This is a genomic window from Acinetobacter sp. ABJ-A23_2 (genome assembly GCF_044538765.1).
GTDB classification, from domain to species: Bacteria; Pseudomonadota; Gammaproteobacteria; order Pseudomonadales; family Moraxellaceae; genus Acinetobacter; species Acinetobacter nosocomialis_A.
Window position 1 is genome coordinate 44,576 of the sequence record NZ_JBIUCP010000011.1, and the last position, 19,694, is coordinate 64,269.

General features: G+C 38.1%; 25 protein-coding genes. All 25 read left to right on the forward strand.

The window, feature by feature from the left end; all coding sequences use genetic code 11:
- Positions 1 to 39: 39 nt before the first annotated feature.
- Positions 40 to 672: a 16S rRNA (guanine(527)-N(7))-methyltransferase RsmG gene (rsmG, locus tag ACH63V_RS05980; RefSeq protein ID WP_396462985.1), complete on the forward strand. Its 633-nt coding sequence runs from the start codon at positions 40 to 42 to the stop codon at positions 670 to 672.
- A gap of 22 nt (positions 673 to 694) precedes the next feature.
- Positions 695 to 1,477: a ParA family protein gene (locus ACH63V_RS05985; RefSeq protein WP_002050124.1), complete on the forward strand. Its 783-nt coding sequence runs from the start codon at positions 695 to 697 to the stop codon at positions 1,475 to 1,477.
- Complete coding sequence (locus ACH63V_RS05990) at positions 1,474 to 2,361, forward strand: ParB/RepB/Spo0J family partition protein (protein WP_263613585.1); 888 nt, start codon at positions 1,474 to 1,476, stop codon at positions 2,359 to 2,361. The genes ACH63V_RS05985 and ACH63V_RS05990 overlap by 4 nt, the downstream gene beginning before the upstream one ends.
- Positions 2,362 to 2,410: 49 nt before the next feature.
- Positions 2,411 to 3,046, forward strand: coding sequence for a MotA/TolQ/ExbB proton channel family protein (locus tag ACH63V_RS05995; RefSeq protein WP_396462986.1), 636 nt, complete (start codon positions 2,411 to 2,413; stop codon positions 3,044 to 3,046).
- Positions 3,047 to 3,062: 16 nt separating this feature from the next.
- Entirely contained in the window at positions 3,063 to 3,488 is a 426-nt protein-coding gene (locus tag ACH63V_RS06000) for an ExbD/TolR family protein (protein WP_396462987.1), read from the forward strand.
- A complete protein-coding gene (gene msbA, locus ACH63V_RS06005) occupies positions 3,488 to 5,215 on the forward strand; it encodes a lipid A export permease/ATP-binding protein MsbA (protein ID WP_396462988.1) in 1,728 nt (575 codons plus the stop codon). Before ACH63V_RS06000 ends, msbA begins: the two co-directional genes overlap by 1 nt.
- 2 nt (positions 5,216 to 5,217) lie before the next feature.
- Positions 5,218 to 6,228, forward strand: a complete 1,011-nt coding sequence (lpxK, locus tag ACH63V_RS06010; protein ID WP_396462989.1) for a tetraacyldisaccharide 4'-kinase — start codon at positions 5,218 to 5,220, stop codon at positions 6,226 to 6,228.
- Between the two features lie 9 nt (positions 6,229 to 6,237).
- Positions 6,238 to 6,999 carry a 3-deoxy-manno-octulosonate cytidylyltransferase gene (gene kdsB, locus ACH63V_RS06015; RefSeq protein ID WP_396462990.1) on the forward strand — a complete coding sequence of 254 codons (762 nt, stop codon included), beginning with the start codon at positions 6,238 to 6,240 and terminating at the stop codon, positions 6,997 to 6,999.
- Positions 7,000 to 7,010: 11 nt separating this feature from the next.
- Positions 7,011 to 7,991, forward strand: a complete 981-nt coding sequence (locus ACH63V_RS06020) for a DNA polymerase III subunit delta' (RefSeq protein WP_396462991.1) — start codon at positions 7,011 to 7,013, stop codon at positions 7,989 to 7,991.
- A 12-nt stretch (positions 7,992 to 8,003) separates the two neighbouring features.
- Entirely contained in the window at positions 8,004 to 8,345 is a 342-nt protein-coding gene (locus ACH63V_RS06025; RefSeq protein ID WP_001183024.1) for a PilZ domain-containing protein, read from the forward strand.
- A 17-nt stretch (positions 8,346 to 8,362) separates the two neighbouring features.
- Positions 8,363 to 9,136, forward strand: a complete 774-nt coding sequence (locus ACH63V_RS06030) for a TatD family hydrolase (RefSeq protein ID WP_311087771.1) — start codon at positions 8,363 to 8,365, stop codon at positions 9,134 to 9,136.
- 37 nt (positions 9,137 to 9,173) lie between these two features.
- Positions 9,174 to 9,782: a TetR/AcrR family transcriptional regulator gene (locus tag ACH63V_RS06035; protein WP_000375838.1), complete on the forward strand. Its 609-nt coding sequence runs from the start codon at positions 9,174 to 9,176 to the stop codon at positions 9,780 to 9,782.
- A 9-nt stretch (positions 9,783 to 9,791) separates the two neighbouring features.
- Complete coding sequence (locus ACH63V_RS06040) at positions 9,792 to 10,343, forward strand: type II secretion system protein (RefSeq protein ID WP_263613592.1); 552 nt, start codon at positions 9,792 to 9,794, stop codon at positions 10,341 to 10,343.
- Positions 10,333 to 10,713 (forward strand): type II secretion system minor pseudopilin GspI, encoded by a 381-nt coding sequence (gspI, locus tag ACH63V_RS06045; protein ID WP_019458993.1) that lies wholly within the window; start codon positions 10,333 to 10,335, stop codon positions 10,711 to 10,713. The genes ACH63V_RS06040 and gspI overlap by 11 nt, the downstream gene beginning before the upstream one ends.
- Positions 10,713 to 11,528: a type II secretion system minor pseudopilin GspJ gene (gspJ, locus tag ACH63V_RS06050; RefSeq protein ID WP_396462992.1), complete on the forward strand. Its 816-nt coding sequence runs from the start codon at positions 10,713 to 10,715 to the stop codon at positions 11,526 to 11,528. The genes gspI and gspJ overlap by 1 nt, the downstream gene beginning before the upstream one ends.
- Positions 11,528 to 12,484, forward strand: coding sequence for a type II secretion system minor pseudopilin GspK (gene gspK / locus ACH63V_RS06055; protein WP_311071329.1), 957 nt, complete (start codon positions 11,528 to 11,530; stop codon positions 12,482 to 12,484). Before gspJ ends, gspK begins: the two co-directional genes overlap by 1 nt.
- A gap of 229 nt (positions 12,485 to 12,713) precedes the next feature.
- Positions 12,714 to 13,310: a 6-carboxytetrahydropterin synthase gene (locus ACH63V_RS06060; protein ID WP_263613594.1), complete on the forward strand. Its 597-nt coding sequence runs from the start codon at positions 12,714 to 12,716 to the stop codon at positions 13,308 to 13,310.
- 49 nt (positions 13,311 to 13,359) lie between these two features.
- Complete coding sequence (ung, locus tag ACH63V_RS06065; RefSeq protein ID WP_263613595.1) at positions 13,360 to 14,073, forward strand: uracil-DNA glycosylase; 714 nt, start codon at positions 13,360 to 13,362, stop codon at positions 14,071 to 14,073.
- Entirely contained in the window at positions 14,070 to 15,194 is a 1,125-nt protein-coding gene (locus tag ACH63V_RS06070) for an enoyl-CoA hydratase/isomerase family protein (protein ID WP_151739649.1), read from the forward strand. Before ung ends, ACH63V_RS06070 begins: the two co-directional genes overlap by 4 nt.
- Positions 15,195 to 15,201: 7 nt before the next feature.
- A complete protein-coding gene (gene tadA, locus ACH63V_RS06075) occupies positions 15,202 to 15,705 on the forward strand; it encodes a tRNA adenosine(34) deaminase TadA (protein WP_396462993.1) in 504 nt (167 codons plus the stop codon).
- Between the two features lie 69 nt (positions 15,706 to 15,774).
- Positions 15,775 to 16,215, forward strand: coding sequence for an SRPBCC family protein (locus ACH63V_RS06080; RefSeq protein WP_032047936.1), 441 nt, complete (start codon positions 15,775 to 15,777; stop codon positions 16,213 to 16,215).
- Positions 16,216 to 16,225: 10 nt separating this feature from the next.
- Positions 16,226 to 16,912, forward strand: coding sequence for a (d)CMP kinase (cmk, locus tag ACH63V_RS06085; protein ID WP_284083715.1), 687 nt, complete (start codon positions 16,226 to 16,228; stop codon positions 16,910 to 16,912).
- A 104-nt stretch (positions 16,913 to 17,016) separates the two neighbouring features.
- Positions 17,017 to 18,690 carry a 30S ribosomal protein S1 gene (gene rpsA / locus ACH63V_RS06090; protein ID WP_002050239.1) on the forward strand — a complete coding sequence of 558 codons (1,674 nt, stop codon included), beginning with the start codon at positions 17,017 to 17,019 and terminating at the stop codon, positions 18,688 to 18,690.
- 156 nt (positions 18,691 to 18,846) lie between these two features.
- Positions 18,847 to 19,149, forward strand: coding sequence for an integration host factor subunit beta (locus ACH63V_RS06095; RefSeq protein ID WP_002050043.1), 303 nt, complete (start codon positions 18,847 to 18,849; stop codon positions 19,147 to 19,149).
- A gap of 24 nt (positions 19,150 to 19,173) precedes the next feature.
- Positions 19,174 to 19,539 (forward strand): lipopolysaccharide assembly protein LapA domain-containing protein, encoded by a 366-nt coding sequence (locus ACH63V_RS06100; protein WP_263613598.1) that lies wholly within the window; start codon positions 19,174 to 19,176, stop codon positions 19,537 to 19,539.
- Positions 19,540 to 19,694: the final 155 nt, after the last annotated feature.

Sequence of the window (19,694 nt, forward strand, 5' to 3'; positions counted from 1 at the left end):
TATACTTTGTTTTAAATTTTACTTAGATGTTATCTGTTTATGCATCCATTTTTTCAAGAGTTACAACAGGGTAGTCAAAAATTAGGTTTGTCGCTTAGCGATGAAGCTTTGACATTATTGTTAAAGTATCAAGATGCTTTGGTACTTTGGAACAAAGCTTATAATCTAACAGCGATTCGTGATCCGAAAGAAATGTTAGTGAAGCATTTGTTAGATAGCCTAAGTATTTTGAAAGATTTGCCAACAGGCCGTTTACTCGATGTAGGTACAGGTGGCGGTATGCCAGGCATGATCATTGCATTATGTCAGCCGGAACGCTCATGTGTATTGCTTGATTCAAATGGTAAGAAAATTCGTTTTTTGAAACAGTTTATTGCTGACCTTAAGCTTAAAAACGTAGTAGCCGTGCAAACACGCGTTGAAAATCAAGATACAATTGATGAGCTTGGCCAATTTGATGTGATTACAAGTCGTGCATTTGCATCGTTAACTGATTTTGTTGATGCTGCGCGTCCATATTTGCATGAGCAGAGTATAATTGCTGCGATGAAAGGACTGATTCCAGTTGAAGAAATGGAAGAGCTTAAGCAGGAATTTTCATGTAAAGTGATTGAACTGCATGTACCAAGACTTGATGAACAACGTCATTTACTTTTACTTCAACGAATTTAAATAAAAAAGTATTAGGGTTACCATGGCTCAAATTATTGCGATTGCAAACCAAAAGGGTGGTGTTGGTAAAACAACGACTGCAGTAAACCTTGCAGCATCACTTGCTGTATTGAAAAAACGTGTGTTACTTGTTGATATAGATTCACAAGGTAATGCCACGATGGGGTCTGGTATTCAAAAGAATGATCTACTTTACTCAATCACTGATGTGTTATTGGGTGAAGTACCAATCGAAACTGCAATTCAAAAGGCTGAGGTTGGTTATAAAGTTTTAGGTTCAAATCGTGAGCTTTCTGGTGTTGAGCTGGCAATTGCAGAACAAGAAGGTCGTGAATTCATTTTAAAGAATGCTCTGAACGAAATTAGAAATTCTTTTGATTACATTATTGTTGACTGTGCCCCTAGCTTAAGTTTAATTACGGTAAATGCCTTAGCTGCCGTAGATAGTGTAATCATTCCTATGCAATGTGAGTATTATGCATTAGAAGGTTTGGCTGATTTAACCCAAACTATCGATCGTATTCAAAAAGCATTAAATCCTGATTTAGAAATTATTGGTGTTTTACGCACAATGTATGATGCGCGTAATGCTTTAACTCGTGATGTATCAGCTGAGTTAGAACAGTATTTTGGTAAAAAGCTTTATGACACCGTGATTCCTCGTAACGTTCGATTGGCTGAAGCGCCTGCACACGGTTTACCAGTTATTTATTTTGAAAAGAGTTCAAAGGGTGCAGTTGCATACTTAAATCTTGCAGCTGAGATGTTAAAGAAAAGTAAAGTGAAGAAAGGAAGTAAAGTATGAGCATCAAAAAACGCGGATTGGCGAAAGGACGTGGTTTAGATGCATTACTTGGTTCAATTCAAAAAGAAAAATTACAACTAGAAGCTCAAGCACTTGATCACGGGCAGTTAAAGCAAATTGATGTGAATTTGTTGAAACGAGGTGAATATCAGCCACGTCGTTTTATTCATGAGCATGATTTGCAAGAGTTGGCATCTTCTATTGAAAAACATGGGGTGATGCAACCAATCGTTATTCGTCCTGTAGATGATGAAGCTCATCCTTACGAAATTATTGCAGGTGAGCGTCGTTGGCGTGCAGCACAAATTGCTGGTTTAACTGAAATTCCAGCAATTGTTCGTGATTTAAATGACCAAGTCGCGATTGCTTTAGCACTTATTGAGAATATTCAACGTCAAGATTTAAACCCAATTGATCAAGCCTTGGCATTGCAACGTTTTCATGATGAGTTTGGTTTAAGTCATCAGGAAATTGCCGATACTGTAGGTAAGGCGAGAACAACGGTCAGTAATTTGTTGCGTCTATTGAGTTTGGCTGATGATATTAAAGAATTTATGCAACAAGGTCAGCTTGATATGGGCCATGCTCGTGCGATCCTGACCTTAAAAGGTAAAGAGCAACTTGAAGTTGCCAACATTGTTATCGAAAAAGGATTATCTGTTCGTCAGACTGAGCAGTTAGTTCGTGATTGGAACGAACCTAAACAGGAAAAGGAAAAAACTCCTGTTGCACCAGATATTGAACAATTGACACAGAAACTCTCTGAACGATTTGGTGCCAATGTTAAAATTGATCATAACCAGAAAGGTAAAGGTAAACTTGTTATTCATTATCATTCACTCGATGAGTTAGATGGTATTTTGAATATTTGTTTACCAGATTAATTCTAAGTTAGGTCATATATTTCTAATTTATATTCTTGGGGAAGAAAATATGTGGGAACTTGTGAAAGCGGGCGGCTGGTTAATGCTGCCTTTAATTTTGTGTTCAATTTTAACAGTCGCTATTAGTATTGAGCGTTTTATACGTTTAAGACGTTCACAAGTTTTGCCTAAAGCACTGATGAGTGATGGTAGTGCAGATATTTCTCATATCATCACGAATTTAGAGCAAGATACTGATGCCCCAAGCACAGCATTAGGAAATATTCTAAAAGCTGGTTTTGAGCATCAGGAGCATGGAGAGCAATTTGCTCGGGCTCAAATGGAAGCAATGGCTTCTCAAGAAATTTCTTATTTAGAAAAAAATATTAACTTCTTGGGAACTTTAAGTGCTATTGCACCTTTACTTGGGTTACTTGGAACGGTTGTAGGGATTATTGAGTCTTTTCTTGTGATTGATTTTGGTTCGGCAGGTAGCCCAAGCTTAATGATTCCTGGTATTTCAAAGGCATTGATCACGACAGCGGTTGGTATGCTCATTGCAATTCCTGCTCTTATTTCATATCGCTATTTTCAAAGAGTGGTGCAAAATTACATTGCGGAGTTAGAGCAGCAATCTACACTCTTCCATGCATCGTTGTTTTACAAGCGTTCTTCAGTTGCGCAAGAACATCGCCGTGTTGGTTGATGGGTAGGGAACAAATATGAAGTTTAAACGTTCTCAAGTTGAAGACATTCATATCAATCTAACGCCTATGATTGATTGTTTACTGTTCATTCTGGTGTTTTTATTGTTATCTACCACTTTTAATCAGCCAAGTCGCATCAATTTAACTTTACCAGATGCCCAAGGTGTCCCACCAAAACAGTACGATCATAAAATTGAAGTCGTGGTAGACTCTAGCGGTCATTACGCTGTAAATGGTCAGGCCTTATCTAGCAAAGATGGGGCTGATTTGAGCACTGCAATTAAGCAAATTGCTCAAGAGCGCCGTGACTTTATGTTTATCATCGCTGCTGATGCAAAGGCGTCTCATCAGGATGTTATTCGTGTTATGGATGTAGCAGGACAACTCGGTTTTGTTAACATCAATATTAGTACCAAAGTTCCTTCTAGAGGTTTTTCTTAGTGAATCAAGATTTTAAGGTTTATTTGCGTCTCATATCTTATTTAAAACCTTATTGGGGCGTGGCCTTATTAGTTCTTATCGGATTCGGTATGAACTCAGCAACAGAGGTTTCAGTTGCTAAGCTCATTAAATTTATTATTGATGCAATTCAAAATGCGAGTAGAGCAGATCTGGATTGGTTCCCTTTATTAATCATTTTATTGGTATTTTTCCGTGGCCTAGGCTTATTTATGGGCGGCTACTATACTGCTGTTATCTCACGTAGTTTAGTTTTTAGCATTCGCCAAGAAGTTTATGCAAAACTTTTAAAATTACCAGCTCAATATTATCTCGATAACTCTTCGGGACATATTACAGCCAAAATTATGTATAACGTCGAGCAACTGACAGCTGCTTCATCTGAGTCATTAAAAACCATTGTTCGAGATGGCATGATTACGCTGGGGTTGTTAGGTTATTTGTTTTATACAAATTGGCGTCTGACTCTTTGTATTATGGTGTTCTTACCTATTATTGGTATTTTAGTACGTCAGGCATCGAAAAGAATGCGTAAACTTTCACTACAAGTTCAGGACACTATGGGTGATGTTAACCATGTAGTGCAAGAAAGTATTAGTGGTAGTGCAGTTGTTAAAAGTTTCGCTGGTGAAGAGTCAGAACAAGAGCGTTTTTATAAGTCATCTGAAGAGAACTTAAAACGTGGCTTAAAAATGGTAATTGTGCAAAACCTAAATAGTCCAGTTGTTCAAGTGGTCATGGCTTGTGCAATGGCTCTTATTGTATGGTTGGCCTTAAGACCACAAATTTTAGGTAATACAAGTGCGGGTGAGTTTGTCGCATATATTACGGCAGCTGGTCTTCTTTCTAAACCTGTTAAAAACTTAACTGATATTAATGAGAAGTTGCAGCGTGGTTTAGCGGCAGCACATTCAGTTTTCGAATTATTAGATTTACCTGAAGAAGAAAATAGTGGTCAGCTTAAACCTCAGTTGCAAGGTGCAATTCGTTTTGACCATGTTGTACTTAACTATGCTGATGGCACTCAGGCGATTAAAGACTTTTCTTTAGATATTCGTCCAGGTGAAACTGTTGCATTGGTAGGGCGCTCTGGTGCTGGTAAAACCTCTTTAGTGAACATGTTGGTACGTTTCCAAGAAGTCTCAAGTGGTCAAATTTATTTAGATAATTTACCAATACGTGATATTGAACTTTCAAGTTTGCGTACACAAATTGCGATGGTAAATCAGCAAGTTGTTTTGTTTAACCGAACTGTACGTGAAAATATTGCTTATGGTCAGCTACACGATGCGAGCGACGAAGAAGTTATCGCAGCGGCAAAGGCTGCTTATGCCCATGACTTTATTATGAACTTACCAAATGGTTACGACACTGTACTAGGTGCTCAAGGGCTAAATCTGTCTGGTGGCCAACGTCAACGTATAGCAATCGCTCGTGCAATTTTGAAAAATGCGCCTATTCTCGTTTTAGATGAAGCTACAAGTGCGCTTGATAACGAATCTGAACACTTTATTCAGCAAGCATTTGATGAGGCGATGCAAGACCGTACAACGATTGTGATTGCTCATCGTTTATCTACAATTGAAAATGCAGACCGTATTGTCGTATTAGATCGTGGACAAATTGTTGAACAAGGTACTCATCAAGAATTACTTGCTAAGCATGGTGCTTATTATCAATTACATCAGCGTAATTTTGAGGACAACTAAGCATGTCTTTAGCCCAGCTGATACAAAATGCATGGAATAAGCAATCAAATTGGTTGGTTGTTTTGCGTCCATTGTCATGTTTGTATCGTGCTGGGTTTTTACTGAATCGTTATTTTTATAATTCAGGTTTTAAAAAGGTCTATGACGCGCCTGTACCAGTCATGGTGATTGGAAATATTACAGTGGGTGGTAGTGGTAAAACTCCATTATTAATAGAACTGGTTAATTACCTAAAACAGCATAATGTAAAAGTAGGCGTCATTAGTCGGGGCTATGGGGGAGCTGGTCCTTTTCCTATGTTGGTAACATCGGCTAGTCAGGCAGCTGAAGCAGGAGATGAACCTGCTTTGATTGTACAGTCAACTGGTGTACCTATGGCAGTAGGACCCAATAGACAAGCGGCAATCGAGTTATTATTAGCATCGGCAAAACTAGATTTAATTATTAGTGATGATGGATTGCAACACTGGGCATTAGGTCGTCAAATAGAATGGATCGTGCTTGATCAAAATCGTGGTCTTGGAAATAGAAAGTTATTACCAGAAGGCTATTTGCGTGAACCAGCTGAACGTTTAAAAACGGGTACAGTTATTGAACATGCATTTGCCCCATCAACAGCACTGCATATGCATCTGGATGTCGGACAACCTTACTTATTGAATCCTTCTTCAGTAACTGAATTATCATTCAATACTCAAAATAATTACCATGCAGTAGTTGGTATTGGTTTTCCTCAGCGCTTTTACCAAACACTTAAAGGTTTAGGTGTAAACCAATTTCAAGAGCATGCTTTTCGTGATCATCATGATTATGTTATTGATGACCTTGTATTTAATGATGATCAACCTATCATTACGACTGAAAAAGATGCGGTTAAGTTGTTGCCTTTACTTGAAAAGCATCCAGAATTTAAACGGCCTATTTGGGTCGTACCTGTTAAAGCTGTTTTGTCTGAAGAGTGCTATCAGGTTTTAAATCAGCAATTGCAAAAGCTTGATATTCAAATATCTTAGGAAGAAAAAATGAAACACATCGTTATTCCAGCACGCTTCTCAAGTTCGCGTTTGCCAGGTAAGCCATTGTTACTTATTCATGATCGACCTATGATTTTACGCGTAGTAGATCAGGCAAAGAAAGTTGAAGGTTTCGATGATCTGTGTGTAGCAACCGATGATGAACGTATTGCTGAAATATGCCGTGCAGAGGGTGTTGATGTTGTTTTAACAAGTGCTGACCATCCATCGGGAACTGACCGTTTGAGTGAAGTTGCTTGTATTAAGGGGTGGGATGCGGATGACATTATTGTAAATGTACAAGGTGATGAGCCTTTACTGCCAGCTCAACTTGTTCAGCAGGTTGCGAAGCTTCTAGTTGAAAAACCAAATTGCTCAATGTCTACATTATGTGAGCCTATTCATGCTTTAGATGAGTTTCAGCGTGATAGCATTGTGAAAGTGGTTATGTCTAATCAAAATGAAGCTTTGTACTTTAGTCGTGCAACTATTCCTTATGATCGAGATGGTGCTAAACAAGCTGAACCAACTGTACATACCCAAGCATTTCGTCATTTAGGTTTATATGCTTATCGTGTGAACTTGTTACAAGAGTATGTTACATGGGACATGGGTAAACTTGAAAAGCTAGAGAGTCTTGAGCAATTACGTGTTTTAGAAAACGGGCATCGTATTGCTATTGCTGTAGCAGAAGCGAATTTACCGCCAGGTGTTGACACCCAAGCAGATCTTGACCGTCTAAATAATATGCCTGTTGAGTCTTTTGAGTAAGTGTTAATTTAATGAATCAGAATGTGACTTCTAAGGTTTATCCGTGGCAACAGACAATGTGGGAAACGTTAACAACACGTTTTCCTAATATTGGGCATGGCTTATTATTTTATGGTAAACAAGGTTGTGGTAAGCATGCTTTTGCCAAGCATTTTTTAGCATGGGTACTTTGTTTAAATAAGCAGCCTCAGGGGGCTTGTGGAGAATGTAGTAGCTGTCAATGGTTAAAATCAGACACGCACCCGAACTATGTTCATATCACGACTGATGAAGAAAATAAAAAACAGAATGCAAAAATTAAAATAGAAAAAATTCGAGATTTATTGCCATTTGTACAGCAAACTGGTGAAGGATGGCGTGTTATTGTCATTGAACCAGCTGAAGCTTTAAATCTTGCATCATCAAATGCACTGTTAAAAACTTTAGAAGAACCCGGTGAGCGCGTTGTTTTAATTTTGTTGGCTGATCACTATTTGAAATTACCAGCTACCATTCGAAGTCGCTTACAGCATTTTGCTTTAGACCGTATTTCATATGAGCAGGCAACATCTTATCTAAATGAGCATTTGGCTGAAATCGCGGCAGTGTCACCTGAATTATTGTTAGATCTTTCTAATGATATGCCTTTGCAAGCAGTCGAAATTGCTACTAGTGATTGGTTTGCGAAAAGACAAACATTTTTAGAAGACTGGACTAAGGTAGTTAACCAAAAAAATATGCCTTTATTTTATTCAGCTAAGTGGCAGAAAGAGCTCAACTTTAACGATTTTATGATGCTTCTTGAATACTTGTTAGGGGATTTAATTTGTGTCAAGCTGAACCAACCACAGAAAAATATTGATTTACAATTTGATCAATTGGCACAAAACTATAATTTAGAAAGCTTATTCAGTCTTTATGAGGAATTACAGCAATCTAAAAGATTGGTTGAACAAAATGTACAAACACAACTCATCACAGATCAACTTTTTATAAAATTAATGAACGTTTAAGGGGAAACTATAATGCAACCACAAATGGGTGGAATTATTCAGGTCAATATTCCTGATAGAGCAACCTTACAAGCAAGCTATATGGGGTATGTGCAAGGTGGGGGCTTATTTGTGCCATCGAAGCAAAAAGTGAAGATGGGCCAAGAAATTTTTATTTTAGCTACGTTACCAGAACAATCACAAAAAATTCCTTTAACTGGTAAAGTAGTGTGGATTTCACATAAGCAAAGTGGATTTAAACCGCAAGGTTTCGCAATTCAATTGAGTGGTGATAAAGGAATTTACTATAAAGCTGAAGCTGAGCGGATTTTAGCTGGTAGTATGTCTTTAGATCGTCCAAGTTATACCATGTAAGCAGATAGGAAAGTACAGTGTTTGTTGATACCCATTGCCATTTAACAATGTTAGATTTAACGCCTTATAACGGTGATTTAGATCTTGCACTTGCTGCTGCACGAGCAGAAGGTGTCTCTAAGTTTATGGCAATTTCAGTTGACCTTGATGATCATGTTGCTTTAGCTGAAATCGCAAAGCGTCATGAAGATGTTGGGTATACGGTGGGTGTGCATCCTTGTGAGGATGTAGATACTATGGCTCGAGCAACGACTGAGTATTTGACTGAGTTAGCTCAATCAGAAAAAGTGTGGGCTTTAGGCGAAACAGGTTTAGATTATTACCACAGTACTGACTTTATTAATGAGCAAAAGGCTTGTTTTGCTCGGCATATTCAAGCCTCTAAAAATGTCAAAAAGCCAGTAGTTGTTCATACACGTTCAGCAAAACATGATACGGTGGATATTATTCGAGCTGAACAATCTTCGCATGGTATTTTGCATTGTTTTACTGAAGACTGGGAAACAGCAAAAGCCGTATTGGACTGTGGTTACTATATTTCCTTTTCAGGGATTGTTTCATTTAAAAATGCTCAAGATTTACGTGATGTTGCCAAGCAAGTACCTTTAGATCGACTCTTAATTGAAACAGATAGTCCTTATTTGGCTCCAGTGCCATATCGTGGTAAAACAAATGAACCAAAATACGTACCCTATGTAGCGAAAGCACTTAGTGATGTATATGATAAATCGATTGAGGAAATTGCAAGAATCACCTCGCAAAATTTCGAAAATTTACTCAAAGCGATTTAACTTATAGAAACTATATAAAGAGAGTAATTGCGTGAAGATGGACCGTCAAGCTCAGTTCCGAGCAAGAGAAGCATTAATATTTCAAGTTGCGGAACAGTTGTTGTTAGAAAATGGCGAAGCCGGAATGACACTTGATGTGCTGGCTGCTGAGCTTGATTTGGCAAAAGGCACCTTGTACAAACATTTTCAAAGCAAAGATGAATTGTACATGCTGTTAATTATTCGTAATGAGCGCATGTTACTTGAAATGGTCCAAGACACTGAAAAGGCTTTTCCAGAACATTTGGCTTTCTTTATGTTGCACCATTTGCACCATCCGGAACGAACAGTATTGTTTCATCAAATTGAAGAAAAGCTTTCGATTACTGCTCAAGGTGTACACCATCTTTTTAATGAACTCTATCAAGTGAGAAAGCAGCGCCTACGTATTATTATTCGTATGACTGATCATTATTTAGAGTCAATCCAGAGTCATATGACTACACGAGATTACTTAGCTTCAATCTGGTCGCTCACTCATGGGGCTGCTGCAATTCTGAATTCAAGTTTTTACCAACGTTATTTGGGTTCAAGAGATACTTTAAGAGTAGCTTATATTGATCAGGCATTGGCCTTACCGAAACAAGCAGTTGAGCAATATGCTTAATAGGTCGATATGAAATCGAAATCATTTCAATCACAAAAAGGCTTTACTCTTATAGAAGTGATGGTGGTCATTGTGATTATGACAATTATGACCTCACTTGTTGTCTTGAATATCGGTGGTATAGACCAAAAGAAGGCAATGCAGGCAAGAGAGTTATTTCTACTTGATTTGCAAAAAATTAATAAAGAATCACTAGATCAATCACGTGTATTAGCTTTAGAAACTCATGGTGAGACAGATGTCTCACCATTTTCTTATGAATTATATGAATATCACGATCAAAGTACCTTGCAAGTACAAGATATAAAAAACCAATGGCAGAAATACACTGAATTTAAAACACGGCAACTTCCTACGCATGTGTCTTTTTCTGTAGAACCCTTGGATGGCCAGAATTATTCTAAGGCTAAAAATACCGATTTAGTGGGGGAAAAAACACCTCAACTCATCTGGTTTGGTAATGGTGAAGCCAAGACCGTTAAAATACAATTTTATCTAGAACAAAAACCGATTGGTTCGGAAATACAAATAGATCACTTGGGTAAAATAAATGAAATCTAAAGGCTTTACCCTCTTAGAAGTTATGGTTGCTTTGGCAATCTTTGCTGTAGCAGCTGTCGCTTTAACTAAAGTGGCTATGCAGTACACTCAGTCTACCTCTAATGCGATTTTACGAACCAAAGCTCAATTTGTGGCAATGAATGAAATTGCTATGATGGAGATTAATCAAGAGTGGTTGCAGGGTACTCAAAGTAAGCAAGTAACCTCTCAAGGTGAGACTTGGCAGATTGATAAATCAGCTGAATCGACTGTTAGCCCTAATGTTCAAAAAATTGATGTACAAATTAGCTTATATGATCCGGATAAGGGAAAAGTACAAAACGGTATTACTCATATGGTCTTTTTTAATTATCCAGTGAAAGCAAAATAATGATAAAAAATAAATATTTTCACTATCGTAGCACAGCTGCGCATCTTGCGGCACGATCAGGAGTTGTGTCGACTGGCTATTCAGAGCATAGCTCTTCGTTTTGCGCTCAGACAAAGTGTAGCTTTAAAGACCCTCACACTCGAAACATGGTTTCTCGTCTTGCGGCGCGATCGAGCAGTGTTCGATTAACTCGCGCCTCAGGATTTACGTTGGTTGAGTTGTTGGTTGCTATAGCTATCTTTGCGGTTTTATCTTTAGTAGGGTGGAAAATTTTCGATTATCTACTCAAGGTTCGTGATCGCAACGCTGTACATGAAGTGCATTTATTTGAGTTACAAGACGCTTATCAACAAATCCTTCGTGATACTTTGCAAATTATTCCTCTATCGGCAAATCAGGGTGGACAACTTCATCCAGCTTTAGAAATCGATAATCAAATTTTGCGTTTTAGCAAAGCAGGGGTAACTGATCCTTTAAAACAAGGGCTCTCACCGTTTGAACGAATTGAGTATCGTTATGATGCGGAACAAAAAAAACTATATCGTCTTAAATATACCAATTTAAATACTTCGAATAGGGAGCAGCCTTTATCGAGTACCTTGTTAAGTCAAGTTGATCAATACCAAATTATGGTTTTGACTCCGCAAGAGGTAACAAAATGGCCCGAGGTTAATATTGATCCAACAAAGCCTAACGAGTTAAAAAAATTACCGAAAGGAATAAAAATCCAACTTACAGTAGCGGGAGTAAGTTATGAATGGATCTATAGCTTAAATCAAGGCAACTTGGCCCTTTCTCAGCAAGGTGGTTCATAATGGCTACTTATAAACACCAACGGGGTGTTGCTTTACTGACAATACTCATTATGGTCGCCTTAGCTACAATTTTAGCTGCTTCAATTGCTAAGCATCAAAATAATACTATGGAAAATACGGCTTACTTAATGCGTCAAAATCAGTCTCTACTCTATGCGAAAAGTGCAGAAGCATTTTTCTCGGAATTATTAATTCAAGATGCAAATAATGCAGGTGGAGTGGATCATTTAAAGGAGACATGGGCTCAACCTATGCCGCCGTTTCCAGTAGAAGATGGTTCTGTCTCTGGGCGTTTACTTGATGAATCGGGTAAATTTAATTTAAATAATTTGACCAACGGGGAAGGTGCCGTAAATGAAGACGCTAAAAGTTGGTTCGAGCGTTTGCTCGTAAGAGTGGGTTTACCTGCTGAGTTAAGTCAAGCTGTGATTGATTGGCAAGATCCAAATGATGAACCGGCTGGACCAATGGGAGCAGAAAGTAGTTATTATCAAGGTTTAGATCCAAGCTATATGGCTTCAAATGCTAAATTTCATCGTATTGAAGAGTTAAAACTAGTTAGAGGCTTTGATGGGAAAAAATATGATCTGATCGCCCCATATATTTCTGCTTTACCAGAAAATACAAAGTTAAATATTAATACTGCTTCACCATTGGTTTTAGCAAGTATTGATGAAAAATTAGATGTTGGGGCGATCGAAAAAGAATTGCAGGTACGACAGCAAAATTTGAAGTTCTTCCAAAATGTTGATGAATTATGGCAATTGAGTGCTTTTTCAGCGGTTGATAGCCAAAAGAAAAAGCAGGCAAGTGGTCTTATTGATGTTAAATCCAACTTCTTTCAAGCTCAAATTGAAGTTGTTCTAAATAATAGGAAGCGTCAGTTTACTAGTGCTTTAATGCGAAAAGATAAGCAAGTATATGTCTATTCAAGAAGTTTGGCTCCATTTAACTAAATAAATTTATTGATATTTTTTTTGAGTCTGTAATACTTGAAACTTATTAATAAAAGGGATGGGGTCATATTTCTGTATAGACAGTATTTAAAGTAAAAATCAATATCTTCAAAATTCCTTCACATCTCTTATCATACTTTTTGCTAATTGTTTCTATTTGAAAAGTGGTGCGAAGTTTTTATCTTTTGCTTTATAATAATGTTCTTAGAAGGAATGATCGATTTGGCACATGTTAATTCGTAAGTTATTTAAGTTTGAAAATGCACATATAGTACGTAACTGTACATCGGATCGTTGTAAGCGATCGATTCATGGGCATAGTTATAAAGTCGAGTTATTACTTAAAGCTTCGAAATTAGATCATGGACAAATGGTATATGATTTTGGACTATTAAAAGGTGTCATTAAGGACCTTTTTGATAGTTTTGATCATGCGATTTGTTTCTGGGAAAAAGATGATCCGCAATATATCGATGCTTGTAAAACTTTTAGTGCACGTTGGATTTCTTTACCAGTGTCGCCATCAGCCGAGCAATTTTCTCGTATCTTCTTCTATCTAGCTCAGCAAGTATTAAAATCAACCGTCACCCAAAACGGGGAAGGCGATGTTGAAGTTTATTCAGTGATTGTTCATGAAACCGATACGGGGTATGCCCAAAGTTTCCTTGAAGATATTCAAAATGAACAAATGGGGTTATTAAACCTTGAAGGAATTGTTTTTTCAGAACAAGTTCAATCTGAATGGACTGATCCACAAATGTATGAAAATTTAAAACAAGGGATTAAGTTTCAGAATCCACATGTTAACTTACAAGTAGAAGTGTAAGTTAACTTACTTTTGTTTTAGAAATGAAAATTGATCTAGGATGACATTAATGCAATTAACTGAGCAACAGCAAGACAAACTCAGTAAAGTTCAATTAGAAGAAAGCTGGAAAAGATCATTAACTCCATTTTTGCTGAGTCCTTATATGGATAGTTTGCGAGACTTTCTGTTTCAGCAGAAGCAGGCTCAAAAAACAATATATCCACCAAGTAAACAAATTTTTAGTGCTTTAAATATTACGCCGTTAGACCATGTGAAAGTCGTTATTTTAGGTCAAGATCCATATCATGGACCTAATCAGGCAAATGGCTTAAGTTTCTCTGTGCAAAGAGGTGTTGCATTACCTCCATCTTTGCGTAATATTTTTCATGAGTTAAATACAGATTTAGGTGTACCAGTTTCACGCCATGGTGATTTAACCAAATGGGCCGAGCAAGGTGTACTTTTATTAAACAGTGTACTTACTGTAGAAGCAGGACAGCCCACATCACATCAAAAACAAGGTTGGGAAGAGTTTACTGACGCAGTAATTGATGTTTTAAATGAACAACGCGAACACATAGTTTTTATTTTATGGGGTGCTTATGCACAACGTAAAGGACAACGTATAAATAGAGAAAAACACTTAGTTTTAACTGCTGCACATCCATCACCACTTGCGGCTAATCGTGGTGGTTTCTTTGGATGTAAAGTGTTTTCAAAAACAAATCAATATTTGAAACAACATGGCATTGAGCCCATAGACTGGCAATTGGACGCATGATGAACTCTCCCAATGTAAATAGCTATCATCCGGATTTGGTAGTAGAAGAAGCGAAAAATGGTTGGCGTATCGTACGTTTGAATCGACCTAAATCATTACATGCTTTAGATGAATCAATCGTAACGGCTTTATTACGAGTATTTGAAGACTTCCGTGATGATGAGCGAGTAAAAGCAATTTGGTTGGATTCGACAACGCCAAAAGCTTTTTGTGCAGGCGGAGATGTTCGCAAATTACGTCAGCTGGTCATTAATCAAGAAGTAGAAGCAGCAAATAAGTTTTTCCAGCAAGAATATGCTTTGGATTTACTTTTGCATAACTATGCTAAACCAGTTGTTGTATGGGGCGAAGGTTATGTAATGGGGGGCGGGTTAGGCTTGTTCATGGCAGCACCATTCCGTTTAGTTACGCCATACTCACGTTTAGCAATGCCTGAAATTAACATTGGTCTGTATCCGGATGTTGGAGCAAGCCGTTTCCTTGCTGACCGTGGTCAAATTGGTTTATTTACTGGTTTGACAGGTTCTATTATGACGGCTGCTGGGGCATATAGTATTGGTTGGGCGACACATATCTGTGAAGCACAACGTGATAATGTTCTGCAAAAAGTACTCAATATTAATTGGGCTCACTATCCTGCAGGTGATTTCCGTGCGATTGACGATACTTTAAATAGTTTGCATCGTCCTGTGGCAGCTGGACCTTTGCAAAACTCATTAGATGTTATTCATAGCGTTTGTCGTGGTTCAAGTTTTGAACAAGACTATCAAGCCATCGTAAGCTTACGTGATGCAAGCAGTGATTGGTTGCGGCAAGCCAGTGAAAACTTGCAAAAGGGTTCACCGAGCACAGCGGCTATTACTTGGTTGTTATGGCAATGGGGTAAACAAGTACATTCTTGGGACGAAGTTTTTGATCTAGAAGCGCAAATCTCTGAATGGAAAATTCGTCACCCTGATTTTGTGGAAGGTGTACGTGCTCGCTTAGTTGATAAAGATTTATCACCAGAATGGAAAGCTTGTGAAGACCTTACATTAAGAGGTATTTTGGCTGATGATCCGCCAATAACGACTATTGATAGCTGGAATGCATTACTTAGACAATATGGCGTAGTTTCATAATAAACAAATGTCTAAATTTAGTGATGAGTACTGGATGCAGCTTGCTTACGAGCAAGCTGAATTGGCAGCCAAGCAGGGGGAAATTCCTGTTGGAGCTGTAATCGTAAGTCAAAATAAATTAATTGGAGCTGGTTTTAATGCTCCAATTGGTTTATCTGATCCTACTGCCCATGCGGAAATCCAAGCTATTCGTTCGGCTTGTGAGTCATTGAAAAATTATCGTTTACCCGAAGATGCGACTTTGTATGTTACGCTTGAACCCTGCACAATGTGTGTAGGTGCTTTAGTGCATGCAAGGATTAAACACGTTGTATTTGGGACAACAGAGCCTAAAGCTGGTTCACTCGTGAGTGCACGTCAACTATTAGAAAATGGTTATTACAACCATAAATTTACTTTTGAGCATGGATGTTTACATGAAAAATGTGCTCAACAATTAAGTCTTTTTTTTAAGCAACGACGTGAACAAAAGAAACAAGAGAAGCAACAAAAAACGTCCTTAAATGATTAAAAAATGTCATAGGGTTATGGCAAACTAGCGCCGCTTCATTGACATGATTTATTTAAATAAGGAACTTTCATGCGTAATGTAATTACTATACAAAAAGAATTTAATGCTCCTCTTAGTGATGTATTTAACCTGCTTTCTAAACATGCAACTTACAACAAGGCATTTGCTCCACTACAAGTTGTGCGTGTGAAAGACTCGGCAGATCCTGAAAGACCAGATGGAGTTGGTTCTGTTCGTCGTATGGGGTTTGGTGCGATTAAACCGCTTAAAGAAGAAATCACTCATCTCGAAGAAAACAAGCGTATTGAATATAAATTGATTGATAATCCTTTAGTTAAACACCATTTAGGTCGTATCGAGTTTTCTGAAATTACTCCTTATATTACTTTGGTTACTTATCGTATCGAATTAACGGCAAAAGCCCCCGTTGTAAGTAAATTAATTCTTGCACAGCTAAAACTAGCGATTACACTAGGCTTTTCGAGATTAGCTAAAGCATTTGCTTCTTAGTGAGAGTTCAATGACAGTTCAAATTATTACTATTGATGGTCCGAGTGGTTCGGGTAAAGGAACATTAGCGGCAAAACTTGCTGCATATTATCAATTTCATTTACTTGACTCTGGCGCCTTGTATCGTTTGTTAGGGTTGTCATTACATAAACATGATTTATTGGAAAAATTAGATAGCCATTTAGATGAGTGTGTGAACTATGCTCGTCAGCTTAATATCAAGTTTGAAACTTCAGCAGAGGGAACATTGGTTTTCCTTGATGGAGAAGATGTATCGCAAACCATTCGCACAGAGCGAGTTGGTGAATATGCATCTAAAGTTGCTGCAATCCCTGAGCTAAGACAAGCACTCTTTGATCGTCAAAGAGCATTTGCACAAACTCCAGGTTTAGTTGCAGATGGCCGAGATATGGCAACATCAATTTTCCCGGAAGCCAATGCAAAAATTTACCTAACAGCTTCGGCTGAGTCTCGTGCTGAGCGAAGAGTAAAACAGTTGCAGGGCATGGGGCTAGATGCTAAAATAAACGACATTTTAGCTAATATACAAGCGCGTGACAAAAGAGATATGGAGCGAGAAGTTGCTCCTCTCAAGCCAGCCGCAGATGCTTATATTATTGATAGTTCGGAATTAACGATCGATCAAGTATTTAAGTTAATGGTTGATTATGTCAATAGCCGTACTGTTAGCAACTAAGATTATCAGTTGACGCATAGCTTGATCAGTCTATAAAGACTATGTTGATACTTAACTAAACCGGCCTTGTCTGATCCAAGACCGCTGAATTTATCAGGTATATCATGACCGAATCTTTTGCAGCCCTCTTTGAAGAAAGTGAATTAAACCTCAACGTTGAAAAGGGTGCAGTCATCCAAGGTGTTGTTGTAAACATCGATAGCGACTGGGTTACTGTTGACACTGGCCTTAAATCAGAAGGCATTGTTGATCGTGCTGAATTTTTAAATGAACAACGTGAACTTGAAGTTCAGGTTGGCGATACTGTTGACGTAGTTGTTGAAGCTCTTGACAACGGTATGGGTCAAACAGTTTTATCACGTGAAAAAGCTAAACGTGCTGAAACTTGGACTAAACTTGAAAAAATCTTTGAAGATGGCGAAATCGTTACTGGTGTTATCTCTGGTAAAGTTAAAGGCGGTTTCACTGTTGACATCGGTCCTGTTCGTGCGTTCTTACCAGGTTCATTAGTTGACACTCGTCCTATCCGTGACACTACTCACCTTGAAGGTAAAGAGTTAGAGTTTAAAGTAATCAAACTTGATGCTAAACGTAACAACGTTGTTGTATCTCGTCGTGCTGTTATGGAAGCTGAATCTTCTGCTGACCGTGAAGCATTACTTGCTCAACTTGAAGAAGGTCAAACAGTTACAGGTACTATCAAGAACCTTACTGATTACGGTGCATTCGTTGATCTTGGCGGTATTGATGGTCTTCTTCATATCACAGATATGGCTTGGAAGCGTATCAAGCACCCTTCAGAAGTTGTTGAAGTTGGTCAAGAAGTTACTGTTAAAGTACTTAAATTTGACCGTGAGCGTAACCGCGTATCTTTAGGCCTTAAACAATTAGGCGAAGATCCATGGTTAGCGATCATGAGCCGTTACCCTAAAGGTTCTATCGTTAAAGCACGTGTTACTAACTTAACTGACTACGGTTGTTTTGCTGAAATCGCTGAAGGCGTTGAAGGTTTAGTACACGTTTCTGAAATGGACCACACTAACAAAAACATCCACCCATCTAAAGTTGTTCAGATCGGTGACGAAGTTGATGTTATGGTTCTTGAAGTTGACGAAGAACGTCGTCGTATCAGCCTTGGTATCAAACAAACTCGTGCTAACCCATGGGAAGAGTTTGCTAAGTCTCATGAGAAAGGCGAAAAAGTTTCAGGCACAATCAAGTCTATCACTGACTTTGGTATCTTCATTGGTTTAAATGGCGGTATCGACGGTCTAGTTCACTTGTCTGATATTTCTTGGAACGAGCAAGGCGAAGAAGCTATCCGTCGTTACAAGAAAGGTGACACTGTTGAAGCAGTTATCTTGTCTGTAGACGCTGAAGGTAACCGTATCAGCCTTGGTATCAAGCAATTGAACAGCGATCCGTTCAATGATTTCTTAGCTGCTAACGAACGTGGTGCTTTAGTTAAAGGTACTGTGACTGCAGTTGATGCTCGTGGCGCAACTGTTAAGTTAGCTGACGAAGTAGAAGCTACTCTTAAAGCTTCTGAAATCAACCGTGACCGCGTTGAAGATGCGACTAAATTCTTAGAAGTTGGTCAAGAAGTTGAAGCGAAAATCATCAACGTTGATCGTAAATCTCGCTCTATCAACTTGTCTATCAAAGCGAAAGACGAAGCTGAAGAGAAAGAAGCAGTTGCTAACTTACGTACAGCATCAGCTTCTCAAGAAAATGGTCCTAAGACTATTGGTGACTTGATCAAAGCACAAATGAAGTAATAAGGTAACAAAGTACTGTTTCATGTAACGAAATTGTACTTTTTATACAAATTACTGTAAACGGTAGCGTAGTATTCAACATACTGCGCTACCGTTTTGTATTTAAACAGGTTATTATCAAACGACTTAGAGTAGTAATAAATAACGAGGTCGTAGATGACTACTGAAGCTCTTAATAAGTCTGATTTGATTGAACGCATTGCGCTAAAGAATCCACATTTGGCTGAACCATTAGTGGAAGAAGCGGTTAAAATCATGATTGATCAAATGATCGAAGCACTTTCGACTGACAATCGTATTGAAATCCGTGGTTTTGGTAGCTTTGCTTTACACCACCGTGAACCTAGAGTTGGTCGCAACCCAAAAACAGGTAAGTCAGTAGATGTTGCAGCGAAGGCTGTTCCACATTTTAAACCAGGTAAAGCACTCCGTGATGCAGTGAATGAATCTGGAAAATAAATAAAACTCATAAGTGGGGTGCCTATGCGTTATATTCTAATTGCATTACTCATTATTGTATTTGGCTATTCTTTAGCACTTGTTTTGCAGAACCCAACAGAACTTCCTGTTGATTTATTATTTACTCAAGTTCCTGCAATGCGTTTAGGTTTATTATTGCTGCTTACCTTGGCGCTTGGAATTGTAGTTGGACTTTTATTGGGTGTACAAGTTTTCCGCGTTTTTCAAAAAGGTTGGGAAATTAAGCGCCTTAGAAAAGATATTGATCATTTGAGAAAAGAACAAATTCAAAGTGCTCAATTGGCAGCAGCAGAAGCAGCTGCAAATGTAAGACATGAAAAAACTGTGGTAGATATTTATCCCCAAGATAAAAACTCTACGCCGTTATAATTATTCTTGGTACTACTCTTTATCTAGGTATAAAGAGTAGTATTTTGCTTCCTATATTTCCTCATTATTTATCAAATTTAAAATCAATATTTCCTTATTCAAAAACTTGTCTCAATAGATTTCTTTATTAGTAGCTGACTTGTCTATTATAATAG